General features: G+C 61.3%; 10 protein-coding genes. 6 read left to right on the top strand and 4 right to left on the bottom strand.

Going from position 1 to position 13,912, the window contains the following annotated elements; translation table 11 throughout:
- Positions 1–130 precede the first annotated feature (130 nt).
- A complete protein-coding gene (locus KTAU_RS09910; RefSeq protein WP_228026389.1) occupies positions 131–568 on the bottom strand; it encodes an OsmC family protein in 438 nt (145 codons plus the stop codon).
- Positions 569–973: 405 nt separating this feature from the next.
- On the opposite strand from KTAU_RS09910, the gene KTAU_RS21910 reads away from it, so the two are divergent.
- Together KTAU_RS21910 and KTAU_RS09900 are read left to right on the top strand one after the other, a co-directional pair.
- On the top strand, positions 974–2,398 hold the full coding sequence (locus KTAU_RS21910; protein WP_228026388.1) for a cellulose binding domain-containing protein: 1,425 nt from the start codon (positions 974–976) through the stop codon (positions 2,396–2,398).
- 207 nt (positions 2,399–2,605) lie between these two features.
- Positions 2,606–3,127, top strand: a complete 522-nt coding sequence (locus KTAU_RS09900) for an OsmC family protein (RefSeq protein WP_151728244.1) — start codon at positions 2,606–2,608, stop codon at positions 3,125–3,127.
- Positions 3,128–3,155: 28 nt separating this feature from the next.
- On the opposite strand, the gene KTAU_RS09895 is transcribed toward KTAU_RS09900, so the two are convergent.
- Complete coding sequence (locus tag KTAU_RS09895; protein ID WP_151728243.1) at positions 3,156–5,447, bottom strand: RNB domain-containing ribonuclease; 2,292 nt, start codon at positions 5,445–5,447, stop codon at positions 3,156–3,158.
- A gap of 291 nt (positions 5,448–5,738) precedes the next feature.
- On the opposite strand from KTAU_RS09895, the gene KTAU_RS09890 reads away from it, so the two are divergent.
- From KTAU_RS09890 to KTAU_RS09875, 4 genes are all read left to right on the top strand, one after another.
- Positions 5,739–5,999: a glutaredoxin family protein gene (locus KTAU_RS09890; protein WP_151728242.1), complete on the top strand. Its 261-nt coding sequence runs from the start codon at positions 5,739–5,741 to the stop codon at positions 5,997–5,999.
- Positions 6,000–6,035: 36 nt separating this feature from the next.
- On the top strand, positions 6,036–6,866 hold the full coding sequence (locus tag KTAU_RS09885; protein ID WP_151728241.1) for a DUF2085 domain-containing protein: 831 nt from the start codon (positions 6,036–6,038) through the stop codon (positions 6,864–6,866).
- A gap of 365 nt (positions 6,867–7,231) precedes the next feature.
- Positions 7,232–8,701 (top strand): tRNA (N(6)-L-threonylcarbamoyladenosine(37)-C(2))-methylthiotransferase MtaB, encoded by a 1,470-nt coding sequence (mtaB, locus tag KTAU_RS09880; RefSeq protein WP_170293197.1) that lies wholly within the window; start codon positions 7,232–7,234, stop codon positions 8,699–8,701.
- A gap of 2 nt (positions 8,702–8,703) precedes the next feature.
- A complete protein-coding gene (locus KTAU_RS09875) occupies positions 8,704–9,930 on the top strand; it encodes a Vgb family protein (protein WP_151728239.1) in 1,227 nt (408 codons plus the stop codon).
- A gap of 401 nt (positions 9,931–10,331) precedes the next feature.
- Here KTAU_RS09875 and KTAU_RS21555 read toward each other — a convergent pair whose 3' ends face one another.
- Together KTAU_RS21555 and KTAU_RS09865 are read right to left on the bottom strand one after the other, a co-directional pair.
- Positions 10,332–10,793 (bottom strand): CHAP domain-containing protein, encoded by a 462-nt coding sequence (locus KTAU_RS21555; protein ID WP_170293196.1) that lies wholly within the window; start codon positions 10,791–10,793, stop codon positions 10,332–10,334.
- A gap of 815 nt (positions 10,794–11,608) precedes the next feature.
- The gene (locus KTAU_RS09865) at positions 11,609–13,717 is read right to left on the bottom strand and encodes a S9 family peptidase (protein WP_151728237.1); all 2,109 of its coding nucleotides are present in this window, start codon (positions 13,715–13,717) and stop codon (positions 11,609–11,611) included.
- Positions 13,718–13,912 lie beyond the last annotated feature (195 nt).

Here is a 13,912-nt window from a genome sequence, read left to right as displayed (position 1 = left end):
CGTCTATCATACCGTTTCCGAGGGCCTCTGACAAGCCTCTTTCTAGCCCCTTTGTAGCCCCCCAACCGTTCAAACCGGCTCACACTGCTGCTCAAACGAGGGAGTCCTTAGCTGACCCAGGCCAGGCATGCTACGGCTCGCCGGGGGTCAGGAGCGTCACGCTGTGTGTGATCGGGGCCGCCGCTCGCAGCATGGCGCTCACGGGGCAATATTTTGTTTCGCTGAGTTCAATAGCTCGTTCAATCACCTCCTGTCCAAGAGCAACGCCTGCGATACGATGTTCCACATGAAAGGCGGTAAAGACACGTGGGTGGTGCTCTGCCCGCTCACTATGGACAACGACCTCATAAGAGGTAATTTGCAGACGTTTTTTGCGTAGAATGGACAGAACTGTGATGCCAGTGCAGGCCCCCAGAGCCAGCGGCAGCAGCTCCATCGGGCGCAGTTTCTCTTCGGCTCCTCCCTGCTCGGCAGCTGCTGTTAACGGCAACAGTTTTCCGCTGGCTGTCTCCGCCAGGAAGGTCATGTTCTCCTGCAAGCGCAGTCGCGCTGCCACGGTCAGCGTCATCGCTACACTCCTTGTTTGTCACCTCAGCTTGATGGTGTTTTGCTCCCTCCCTCCTTCTGAGCCTATCGAGCCACAGATCCTGGCAGCTCGCTCGGCCCGGCTGGCGCGAGGGAAGATGGGCAGGTCCCTGCCCCTGCTCCTCCTTAGCCTGGCTGCCTTGTATTGTACCATGCCTGACCGCCTCAACCTGCGCAGATCGACCGGGCGGGCCCAGTCCGCCGCTATCGCGTGCCACTGTCTTGCAGGTGACTGCTACTTGCTCTGGCTGTGACAGCTTCTTTTCCTCTATACTGGGGCAGGAAGACCCTGAGCTGGGGCGGTAGACGGCGTCAGGGCCGGCCAGCCCATGATGATCGTCCCACCACCCTGGCTCACGACTGGCCTTACTGTGCAAGGAGAAGCGGAATGAGGAGTATTGGACGCTCGCGCTTCCTATTGATCGGCCTGACCGTCGTGGTCATGTGCTCGCTGGTAGCCGGTCTCCTGAGCCGGGCCAGGGTCAGCTATGCCGACTCGTACTGTCAGGTCTCCTACACCATTACCAGCCAGTGGTCCGGCGGCTTCGGCGCCAACATCGTCATTCAGAATACGAGTGGCACCGCCTGGAACGGCTGGACACTGACCTTTACGTTCCCGGCAGCGGGCCAGAGTGTCACCCAGGGCTGGAATGGGACCTTCAGCCAATCGGGGCAGGACGTGACCGTCACCAACGCCAGCTGGAACGGGAGCGTTCCGGCAAACGGGACTGTCAACCCTGGTTTCAATGGCACCTGGACCACGAGTAACCCTGTGCCGACCGCCTTCGCGGTGAACGGCAATGCCTGCAACAGCGGAGTCAGCGCGACGGCAACACCAGGCAGCACCCCGACGCCTACAGCGGGCACAACCCCCTCTCCTACGCCAACGCCAACCCCGGCCTTGACGCCAACAGCCACCGCCAGCACAACGCCGACACCGGGGATTCCAGGCGTTCCGACCACACCCTTACCACTGGATGGCGTGCACACCGGTAATGCGACCTGGTTCTCTGGCGTGGGAAGTCCCTATGGGGGATGCGGAGTTCCCGACGGCTACATCGACTCGCCTTACTACGTGGCCCTTAACGTGCAAAATACGCCGGGTGACTATAGTACCTACCTCCCGCGCCCGATCTCGGCCCAGAATGCCAGTAAGATCGGCGTCTTCGACAACGGCCTCAACTGCGGGCGCTGGGTCCGCGTGACAATTGGTGCCTATTGTACCGGCATTAACGACGGTGCTCCGAACCAGCCCTTCTGCCGCAATGGGAGCTGGGTCAACGATCAGTATACCGGTGCCACCCTCGACCTGGTGGTGGCCGATAGCTGCCAGGATGGCAATGCCTGGTGCCGTGACGATCCCTATCACCTGGACATTGTCCAGCGCGCCTTGAATCAGTTCCAGATCAATGGCCAGCCGGTGGGCAATATGTATCCCAACGCCTGGAACAATCGCCAGATCAGCTGGCAGTTCATCCCGGCTCCTAACTACACGGGCGATATCCATATTGCCTTCCTGCAGGGTGCTAATCCCTACTGGTCGGCGATCTCCATCACACACCTGGCCAACGGCATCCACGGGGTCGACTACTATCAAAACGGGACCTGGGTCCACGCCCAGATGGATGCCGATATGGGCAACGATTATGTGATCCTGCCCACGACGCCAGGGGGCAGCCAGTATGCCATCCGGGTCTATGACGTTACCGACCAGCTGATCAACAATGGGCGCATCTACTACTTTAGTTATCCCAGTAGCTGTGGCTCATCCTGCCCAAGCGCCTATACGCCCGTGACCTATACGACAGGCTAGCTGGCCTGTTCAGCACTTTCCTGATAGCAAGTAACCAGCTCACTGTTGGCGGCGCGCTTTTCCGCCTGCTCCGGCTCCAGGCGCCTGTGGAAAAGCGCGCCTTTCTGATCTCCCCTGCCTTCTCCCCTTGACAGAAGACCGCCCCTTGCCATATACTTACCCCAAAATTGATTTTCTTGATCTATTAAGTCAATTTTGGAGGTCCAGGTGAGTACATCTGCGACGGTCAACGGTGTCGATAGTGCAGCTATCGCGGCCCTGCGTACGAAACTGCAGAACGAGCCGGCGGCTGGTGATACCCTCTGGAGAGCTGAGGTCACCTGGAGAGGTGGCTTCCTGAATGAGATTCGCATCCGTGACCTGCCCCCCAGCTATGCCGATGAGCCGAAGGCCCTGGGCGGCAGTGATACCGCCCCCAATCCGGTAGAGCAGCTGCTCGGCGCGCTGGGAAGCTGTCTAGCCATCGGTTATACCGCCAATGCATCTCTGCGCGGCATCCAGATTCAGGAGCTGCGCGTCGAACTCGAGGGCCACATCGATTTGCCCGTATTTCTTGGTCTCCGCGAAGGGCATGCCGGCTACACTGGAATCGAGGTGCGTATCCACCTGAAGGCCGACGCTCCGCAGGAAGTGCTTGAAGAACTCCATCAGCACGTACTGCGTACCTCACCCGTGGGGCAGACGATCGAGAAGGCTATTCCTTTACACGCTACGCTTCTCTCTGACTGAGTCTCTGTGCCCTGCTCTCTCGACACGCTCAGTGGTTCTCAAAGCCTTGCTCATCCGCCTGGGTGCGCAAGGCTTTGAGCATATTCAGGGCTGCCGCTCTGGCAGCAGCGCGCTTGGTCCGTCCCTGAGCGAGAGCCCGGAGTGCTTCCCCTGAAGGCAAGGTAACGGTGCAGGTGCAGATGAAGCGCGGTTCCTGGGGTGATCCGCTCTGCTCATAGGCATACTCGGCGCGCTCGATGCGCTGACGCTGCAGCAGCTCGTTCAGTAGACGCATTGCCGAGCGCTCGGATGGTCCCAGCAGAGCCTGGCGCTGCTCTGGTTGGAGAGGCAGACACTGTAAGAGATTCCTGGCCGCTGCTTGTTCGGCACGGGCCCGGCTTGGGCCATGACCGCTAGCGCTGTAGCGCTCGCCAGCGATGAGCAGCTCACACTCCGCCGTAAAGTGAGGTGCATGGGCTGGTCCATTGTGAGCGAGCAGACGGTAGAGCGGTGTTCCCCACCGATGACTGTGTGCCAGCTCCTGCAAGGTGCCCTTGTAGTTGACCTCGGCAAGCGGTGGCTCTGGGCTTTGATCCTGCGCCTGTCTCGCTCGCTCTGCACCCTGTTCCTCCTTGCTGGCAGCGAGACAGCGCAGATCGGAAGCCGCTTTCAGCAGAGGCGCGATCTCCTCCAGTTCGAAGCCGCTCATTCTGACCAGCAGATCAGCACTGGCCAGCTGACGCGCCCGATCCTTACGCTGGACCCGATATGTTGCCGAGCGATAGCACTGGTCGGCCAGGCGCAGGCTGACGCAGGCGCTAAAGCAAGGCTGCCCTCCACTGCCAAAGAGGGTCTGCTCCTCATAGGCTGGGGCCTCCCAGCCCAGTATTTGCTGTCCCATGGCGAGCAGGCTGATTGCGTGCTGCGGCTGGCGACAGAGGGAGGAAAGGGCGGCCCGCTTGACGCGCTCCCAGTTCCGACCGGTGGTCGTGAAACGAAAAAGCAAGGTAAAGAGATCATGAGGACCAAGGGCGTCTTCGTGCAAACGAGCCAGAATCTCTTCTTCAATGACCGGGGGCAACAGCTGCGATTGCGCCGCGATACGCACGAGGCTGTGAAAGCGTCGCGCATCCAGCCCGGCCAGAGGACGGGGATGCTCGCCTCCCTGAGCCAGCGCCTCCTCAACCTGCCGCTGCAGTTGCTGTTCGTAGAGCGAAAGGAAGTAGGCTGGTTTCTCCGCCTTCAGGCTGCGTTCAATTTCGTTGAGGTGGCTGGCAATCTCCTCTAGCTCCTCGCGACTGGGGAGTGGCGTGGCGTTCTCGCTCTGCATGAGGGAGAGCAGGATGCGCTGATTGACCAGGTCGGCATAGCGTCGCAGTGGTGATGTCAGATGCAGATAGGCTGGTAGCTGGAGACCAAAATGCCCGCGCAGGGTTGGCGCATAGGTGGCTCGCTCCACGACCAGCTGAATGGTGGCGCTAACCTGCTCCGGCCTGACTTGGTCGGGCCGTAGGAGGGCCGTCTCAAGCATCTCGCGCAGGGCTTCACCCGCGGGGGCAATTGGTTTGGAGCAGTGGTTGCGATAGAGGGCTGGTAGACCACGCTGGGCCAGAAGTTGAGCAAAGAGCTGGTTGGCCAGGATCATGCACTCCTGTATGAGAAAATAGGAGCGATGCCGCTGCTCTCTGCTGAGACGGAGGAGAAAGCCTTCTTCGTTGGTAGCCCAACCTCGATGCAGATCGTAGAGGGCGAGCGAACCACGGGCCCACCGTAGCTGAAAGAGCTGCTCGGCGAGGCGGTAGAGGCTACGCAGCATCGTTCCCAGGGGATGATCCGCCTCGCCCAGCAAGGTGTCAGCTTCTGCGTACGAGAGGCGTTTGACGCTCGCCAGACAGGTGAGGCTCAGGCGCGGCTCACCCGGTTGCCAGGTGGCGTCGAAGGGCAGGATGAGGGTCACAGCTGGACGTCGCTGGCCCTCTCGCAGGCTGAGATGTTCTTCGCTCAACAAGCGTGGCAGCAAGGGTACCGTGTGATTGGAGTAATAACGTGTGAAGGCCCGCTCTCGTGCCTCATGCTCCAGCGTGGGAGTGAGCTGCGGGGTGACCAGCGAGGCGACATCGGCGATACTGATTTGCAGGAGGGTGCCCCCCGTGGGCAGGGGTTCCAGCCAGAGAGCATCATCTAGGTCGCGCGAGGCCGGCCCATCGATGGTGATCCCTCTGACCAGCGGGCGCCCTTCCAGGAGGGCCGTGATCCGGCTGACGGCCTCTCTGGCCTCAGCTCGTGCCTTCTCCGAAAAGCGCTTACTGCTCCTCTCTCTCTCTGCTGCGTTCGTTGCCATCCTGCTTCCTCACATTTCACATCGCTTGGCAGTAGAAGACTCAATGAGTATATTGTATTGTATCACCTGCTCAAGATCGGCAGACAGAGCCAAAGGCTGTATACGGTGATAGGGCCTATCTTGCAGTATATCCACGGCACTTTGGCGCCGGCGCTCCCGGTTCCCGCTTGTCGCCAGTGGGACCGACGTGATATCATTTCCCCTGAGAAGGAACCTATCCGGCCAGCCGCTGGGATCATTCCCCACGTTCGTGAGGAGACTGGCGGGCGGAGAGAAAATGGAGCAACGCGCGTGAGTCGGCAGAAACAGCAGTCCTCGCCACAGGTGACCTTCTATACGAAAGCCGGCTGCCACTTGTGCGACGAGGCCCGGGAGATGCTTGAGGATATCGCTAGCCAGCTAGATTTCGATTTGACCGAGATTGATATTCGCGGCAATCCTGAGCTGTTCGAACTGTACCGCTATCGCATTCCGGTGATTATTGTTGATGGGCAGATCCTGGAAGGGCGCATTGAATTCCGTGATCTGGCGAGGGCCTTCCACTTGCCCTAAGTGTCTGTCTGTTTAGAGAAGAGGAGGACCAGGCTCATGGCCATCGATCAGGGAGTCTCTCCACTCCCTCAGTCGCTTGCCCGCCCCGCTCCTGTGCCTCGAAGACGTCGCTCGGCTCGCCTGAACGCGCTGATTGAAGGTCTGGGGTCCTGGCTGCTGCGTTATTGGGCTTATGGGGTCACAGCCCTGCTGGGGAGCATTGTGCTGCTGGCGGTGAGTGTGCCTTTCTTATTCTACTTTGGGCTGGATACGCTCGCTCGCCCCATCTACTTTGCTTTGCATCTCATCTGCGCTCAGATACCTTCACATTCCTTTTACATTTTTGGTCACCCTCTCGGGATGTGCGAGCGCAATTTCTCCATCTATGCCTCGATGTTCGTCGGATCGCTGCTCTTCGTGCTGAGCAAGCGTCGCCTGCCCGGCATCCCCTGGTGGCTCTGGGCCTTGACGCTGGTGCCGATCGCTCTCGATGGCTTCACGCAGATGTTCGGCTGGCGAGAGAGTACCCCACTGCTACGCGTTTTGACGGGCACCATCTTCGGGCTGGGCAATGTGCTTTTTGTGCTGCCGCTGATTGAGCGCAACCTGGTTGTCACGCCCGAGATGAACGCTGCCCTGCAGCTGCGTCGCGCGCTGGCCTACCAGTCCCTCACCTCGCTGGCTCCCGTTGGCCCTGACCCTGTCGGCGCCCCTGCTTGGGCCAATGGTCAGATCCCGGCTCAGACAGCCGCTGCTGGCCAAGCGCTCCCGACCGTTGCCTCGTCTCCAGCCTCCGAGCCAGCAGCGCCTTCGGCCTCCGTTCGCCAGGCACGGGACAGCAGCCGATCTACGGCGCCGCTCCCCCCGCAGGAGGACATGAGCCGATAAAGGGATCGTAGGCCGGATGGCACCCAGGTTGTATCCAGATCGCGGAGGGCGAGGCCAGGAGATGGAGACAGAGATGAGCGGGAAGGAGGGGGGCTCTGGTCTGGATCGCTTGACAGCGAAAGGCGCGCTGTTAGATACTCTCTCTGCACAGAGAAAGTCCCGCCTCGCCCCGTGCTGATGCCTGCCTGTCCGCTCCGTCCTGGGAACGGCAGAAGGCAAGGCCCGGGCAGGACTGCCAGGAGGCCGTTGATGGGGTGTTCGCGGACACTGTCGACCTCTGAGTGGCACGGCTGTCTATAGGATAGGAATGGTGTGAGCAGATGATCAGGGGAGGCCAGCCAGCTTTGGAGAGAGTTGGGGATCGTATGAGCCTTTCAGAACGCGGACCGGCCACATTCGCTATTGCGACGTTAGGTTGCAAGGTCAACCAGGCCGATAGCGAGGCAATCAGCGAGCAGATGCATGCCGCCGGCTTTATCCAGCAGGATTTCAACGAACCGGCGGATGTCTATATCGTCAATACCTGTACCGTGACCCATCTCGGGGATCGGAGTTCACGAGCGTTGATCCACCAGGTGCAGCGCCGCCAACCCAACGCTCTCCTGGTAGTGACGGGTTGCTATGCCGAGGCCAATCCCCAGGCAGTGGCCGCATTGCCTGGGGTCGATCTGGTGGTTGGTAATAGCGGCAAGACTTCCCTGGTGGAGGCTATTTGCCAGCGCCTTCGGGAGGGCAAGCGCTCTGCTGAGCAGGGGGCCTCAACCGTAGTGCCCGGCTATCGACAGCAGGGTCGTGGCTCTGGGCGGGCATTGCCGATGCTGCCGCTTGATAGCTACCACATTGGCAGCGACAGTCCCCTCGAGGCGGAGCCTCTCCCCGAGAACGCCGACAGCCTGTCGCCCCTGACGTTGCCAGACAATTGGCGCCCACCCTTCTCGCGCACACGGGCGCAGATCAAGGTCCAGGATGGATGCGATAATCGCTGCACGTATTGCATTGTTCCATATGTACGCGGCGGATCGCGCAGTCGCAGTATCGCCTCAGTAGTCGAGCAAGTCCGGCGCAAGACCCGCGCCGGCTACAAGGAGGTGGTGCTGACCGGCGTGCATCTGGGTGATTATCATCCCCCGGAGAACCCGCGGCAGGATCTTGGGGATCTCCTGGCAGCTTTGCTGCGCGAGACCTCGATCGCCCGGATTCGGGTCTCTTCGCTGGAGCCGGAAGATTTTCGCCTGGAGTGGCTGGAGCTATGGGAGAATCCGCGTCTCTGCCGTCATCTGCATCTCCCTTTGCAGAGCGGCTCAGATACCATTCTGCGGCGCATGGGACGGCGCTACACAACCGAACGCTATCGCACGATTGCGACGACGGCCCGACGTTTGATCCCCGATATCGCCATTAGCACCGATATTATCACAGGCTTCCCCGGGGAAAGTGAGGAGGATTTCGAGCAGACCTATGCCCTTGCTACCGAGCTGCGCTTCGCTCGCTGCCACGTCTTTCGTTTCTCAGCGCGCCAGGGCACACCGGCAGCTCGCATGGCTTCCCAGGTCAAGGAAGAGGTGAAGAAGGCTCGCAGCGAGCGCATGCTGGCACTGGCCGCGGAACTGTCACGCCAGTTCCGTCAGCGTTTCCTGGGCCAGACGGTTCAGGTATTGCTGGAACAGCGTAAGCAGGGCTACTGGGAGGGGCTAACCGATACCTATGTACGTGTCGAGGTAGAGCAGCTGCCGGAGGCCGAGACACGCAACTGGCAGAATACCTTTGTGACAGTCCGCCTGGAGCAACTGAGCGAGGACGGGGTCCGTGGGATCTTTGTGGAGGAGGTCGCTTAGCCTTGGATGAAGATGGGCCTCCTGCTCATCTAACAGCAGGCGCGCCTGGAGGGCAGATGGCGCTCGGTCGCCTCGCGCCCTCTGTGGTGGCCATCCGCCGCCGTTGGCTCTCCTGGCTGTTGCTCGCCTTCCTTCTGATCCTGAGCGCCTGCGGCGGCTCATCGACAGCAACTGGTCAGCCGCCTGTTGCTGCTACAGCTACGGTCGTGCCTACCCTGATCAGCCAACCCGGGACGCTGCCAGCGCTGATCCAGACGGCTACCTTCCACGAGTACCCGCTGACGCGTCATTCCGAGGGCGATATGCTCATGCGGCCCGCTCTCGATCAGCAGGGGCGAGTCTGGTTTGGGGTAATGGCCAGTAACCGCATCGCGATGTTTGACCCCCGGAGCGCGAGCTGGCAGACAGTAGTACCTCCCCACGGACGGGGGGGTCTGATGGGCTTGATTGTGGCCCCCGATGGTTCGCTATGGTTTGCGGAACAGTACGCTAACTATATCGGTCACTACCTGCCCAGCACTGGCCGCTTCCAGCTCTACCCGTTGCCTACGATCACCGCGCCCGATCCGGCCCATAAGGGGAAGCAGCTGACATTGCCGGTGGCTCCTAATGAGCTGCTCATGGACCGACAGGGCCTGATCTGGTTCACCGAGATGAATGCCGATGCGCTGGGACGTCTCAATCCTGCCACTGGAGAACTGCGTCAGTACCCACTCGCAGCACACCATACCGTCCAGCAGCTCAATCCCTATGGCCTGGCCAGCGACGCTCACGGCAACCTCTGGTTCACGGAATCAAGCCGGAACCGTATTGGCTATCTTGATCCCCGCACGGGAGCCATTACGACCTTCTCAACCCCTGATCCCGGGGCGATGCCAATGGAGATTGCCGTCGACCAGCAAGGCCAGGTTTGGGTCACCACGTTTGCTCACAATTTACTGCTCCGCTTCAATCCCTCCAGCCGCCAGTTTACCCGCTACTATGCCCCGACCCCCGATGGCTCGTCTGGCGGTCTCTACGGCCTCTCCCTGGATAAGAGCGACGGGGTCTGGGTCACGGTGGCAGCCGCGAATGCGCTTGCTCATCTGCTCCCCGAGCAGCAGCGCTTCCTCTACTACCTGGTGCCGACGGCCAGCAGTTTCCCTTTCGGGGTGGCGGTGGCCAATCGCCAGCAAGTCTGGTTCACGGAAGCAGGAGCTAACCAGCTCGGCCTGCTGACGCTCACATAGGCAGGGGGCGAGGGACCTGCTTCCTCGCCGGCTGACCACCATTCTATTAGGGGGAGGCGCCAGCAGGACGGATGTCCGTATGTACGGATAGGTAGACGCATCCCAGGCACTACCCTGCTGGCGCGCGACCACGGATGGCCAGTATGGACCAGGCCACAACGGTAAGGACGGTAGCCGAAAGAGCGAATAGGCAGCGCTGCTCTGTCTAGCCACGTCGGGCCGCAGATGGTCTGGTAGGGCCTGCAATCGCCTCTCCTGATCATTGTTCTCGCTCTGTTTGGTTGCGACTCGGGACCCGCGCCAGGAAAGCAAGCCGGCCCACTTCACATTGAGCCAGCAACGTCTTTCACCAGACCAGAGATACACCTGGCTGGGCGCTGAGCCGCGACTCGTCGCGCAGGCTAGTCACTGTAGATAAAGGCGACGCCAGGACCGACGCTGTACACAACGTACTGGACTTTCCAGGGAGCGGCACCCCAATTCATGGTGCTGGCCAGTACACGCCCCTGGCCCAGTACCTTTTCCACCACCGCCACATGTCCCAAAGCATAGGCCCCTTCGACTCCCGGCTGCAACACAATGATGGCCCCAGGCACGGGATCACGCGAGACGTGCCAGTGAAACTCATAGGCCCGCGCCACCCATTGCCAGGCATCGGCCTGGGTGTGCCAGGGAACATAGATTCCATGCAGCTGGAAATAGCGCTGATTGGCCCACCAGGTGCATTGTCCGTAGGGGAAGACGTTGCCACTGGTCACTGGCTTGCTGCCGCCACCCGGTGATCCCGTGGCCTGCGACGGCGGAGGCTCCTGCGGCGCTGCTGCCGTCGGCGTGGCCACTATCTGGGAAGGCGGCCAGCTCACAGCCTCCGGTCCGGAGGGAGTATGAGACGCGACTTCCCCAGACTGGAGCTGCGTGGGAAGCTGGGCCGGTTCCGGTCGGCTCTGTCGACGGGGCTGACGAGCCGACGCTACTGTGTTAGCAGGCCGTGGGCGCTGAGTATGCGCACTCGTTGGCTGAGGCTCTTTGTTGGGGAAAAGATGCTGGGATCGTTGCCGATGTTTGCCAGCCTCTGCGCCCAGTGGAGCAGGCCCCCACGCGCGGCAGGTCGGCGCCGCTCCATGAACCAGAGCCGGCTGGAGATGCAGACAGCTGACCTCAGACGCAAGCGGCATCTGTGCCGCCCCGGCCGCCGTCCCCGAGAGGAGCAACATCAGGGTCGCTAGCGCCCGCGTGCTTCTCAGCGGTTGGGTCCGCTGCCGTTGATACAGGTAATGCCAGATTCGTTGGTGTACTCGCAATGTCTCGTCCCTTCGCAAGTTGCAACTATCACTAGCCAGTCAGAGTCTGATCGCTCCGCCTGGCAGGCATGACATACCGTCGCAATTGCAGGCCGATACTGATTCGACATCCGCGATCTGTTACGGTTTTACTATAAAAGTGCTCACCAAATTGATTAGATCAAGTCTATAATGTATGTGACTGTTTGCTTGCTTCTGCAGGAAGACCGCACGGAGAACCGGCATGCCTTTTTCAGAGGACCGAGAGGGAGAGCAGGCAAAAGCGCCCACAGCTAATCACAGATGGGAAGGGGAGAGGGAGGGGGCCGCACAGAGGGCAAGCAGCCCAGCCAGCCAGCCACCTGACTCTGACTGGCTGGGCCGGTGCGCATGGGTTGCTACTGTTGCCGCTCAGGCTCGCGCAAATGGTGCTCGAACCAGTCGACGATGAAGCGCAGGCGCTGTAGACGGAGAGAGGGATGACCTCCGCGAGAAAGGCCGTGACTCTGGCCCTCGAAGCGTACGTAGCGCACCTCGCGCCCCAGGTACTTAAGGGCGGCGAAGAGCTGATCGGCCTGCTCGATATTGCACCGCAGATCCTGCTCACTGTGGAGAATCAGCAGCGGCGTCCGCATGTGCTGCACGTAAGCCAGCGGGGACATGCGCCAGTAGCGTTCCAGGTCCTCCCACGGTGTGGTATCCAGCTCATCGTCGGCGAAAGTCCATCCAAAATCACTGCTGCCAAAGTCGGAGACCAGGTTTGTGACGCTGCGATCAGCCACCGCGGCGCGGAAGCGATGGCTATGGCCGATCAACCAGGCGGTCATAAAGCCGCCATAGCTTCCGCCAATGACCCCGATGCGCTGCTCATCGATACCGCCCTGCTGCAAGGCGGCGTCGATGCCCGCCAAAATATCCAGGGAGTCCTTTTCGCCCCAGGCGCCGCGCACAGCCAGGGCAAACTCACGTCCGTAGCCGCAGCTCCCGCGGGGGTTGGTGTAGAGGATGACGTAGCCCGCAGCGGCCAGGACCTGCATCTCATGGAAGAAGCCGTAGCCATATTGGGTATTGGGGCCGCCGTGAATCTCCACAATCAGCGGGTAACGCCGGGCAGGATCGTAGTCGGGGGGGCGCAAGAGCCAGCCGTCCATAGGCCAGTCGTCGCAGCCCCGATAGGGCAGATATTCCGGCGAGGCCAGTTTCAGCTCGCGGAGCAGCTCATCGTTACAATGCGAGACCTGCTCTAGCGTCGGCGCCCCAGCTCCTTGCCCTGCCTCTGGTCCAGGTGCCGTGGTGGTAAGCGAACAGCGATAGATCTCCGGCGGCTGGGTGGCGCTGCCCATGAGCAAGGCGACGCGCTGGCCGGCCTGATTGAGGGAGAAGTCCCGCACATGTACGGCGCCAGGCGTGAGAGTCGGCGGCTCCGGGCCAGCCCCACTCATAGGGATGACATACAGCCGTGTGGCGCCACGTCGGGAGGCCAGGGCATAGAGCGTCTGCCCATCGGCAGACCAGCCTGGCGGGGGCATCAGATGCTCGTCGCCCAGGTCGCTATTTGTCCAGTCGACGCAGCTTCCCTCAAAATCGCTGGTCAGGCAAAGCGGTTGAACCTGACCGGGGATTGCTCCTTCTTCGAGCGAGAGCACATAAAGATCGACATGATTCGCCGAGCGATACTTCTGCATGGCCAGGAAGGCCAGATGGCGGCCATCCGGTGACCAGGAGGGCGAGGAGCAGGAGAGACTCCCATTGGTCCAGCAGCGCAGCTCACCCGGTTGGCCGGAGATGATCGTCAGCGTATACAGATCGGGGCAAGGCATCCGCCAGCGATCTTCCGCGCGGCTGGAGACAAAGGCGATCTGCTGACCATCGGGAGACCAGGCCGCGTCAGCATCATCCCAGTCGCCATCAGTCAGCTGGACAGGCTCGCCTCCCTCAACAGGGATCAGGAAGAGATGGCTGCGGCGCTCGTGGATAAAGCCGACACCATCGAGGCGATACCAGAGGCGCTCGATCACCCGCGCCTTTGGCAGCGGCTTGCCCGCCGGCGTTTTCTCATCGCTTGGGCCAACCTGGGCCGAAAAGAGGAGGTAGCGCCCATCGGGCGACCAGACAGGGCGCTCGGCACCATGTTCCATCCAGGTGAGCTGGCGTGCCTCACCGCCGTCCGCTGGCAACAGCCAGATCTGAGAAGAAGGCTGCGCTCGTCGCTCTGCGGCTCCTCCTGCCGCAGGAGAGGCGGCTGGCTCATCGCTGTCGCGATCGGACACGAAGGCGAGCCAGCGCCCATCGGGCGACCAGCTAGGACTGTGAGCTTTCGCGCGCCCACTGGTGAAGCGTCGGACCTCCCCGTTGGGCAGGGCCACCCAGATCGCCGAGCGATACTCATGCTCCCGCTCATCAATAGTTGTGACCACAAAGGCTACGCGTGAGCCATCGGGCGAAAGACGCGGCTGGCTGACAAAGCGCAGCCGATACAGATCCTCGATCGTAATAGCTCTCGTCATAGGTGCTTCTTTCTGCAGAGGAAGCTGAAGCGACCAGCGGGCCACTCCAGCCAGGCAGTAAGCCACAAAGAAAGCAAGATCGCCGCGTGCAGTGCATCTTCGTACCGAAGGAGGCCTGGCCAGGGCCAGCCAGGAGGGTGGGCAAACCAAGCCAGAGGAAGTAAGCCGGGTGTGCCGGCCCCTGGTCTGCCGGAC

The organism is Thermogemmatispora aurantia (genome assembly GCF_008974285.1).
GTDB classification, from domain to species: Bacteria; Chloroflexota; Ktedonobacteria; order Ktedonobacterales; family Ktedonobacteraceae; genus Thermogemmatispora; species Thermogemmatispora aurantia.
Note: the sequence above shows the minus strand (reverse complement) of the source record. Positions and strands in the feature narration are given on the sequence as shown.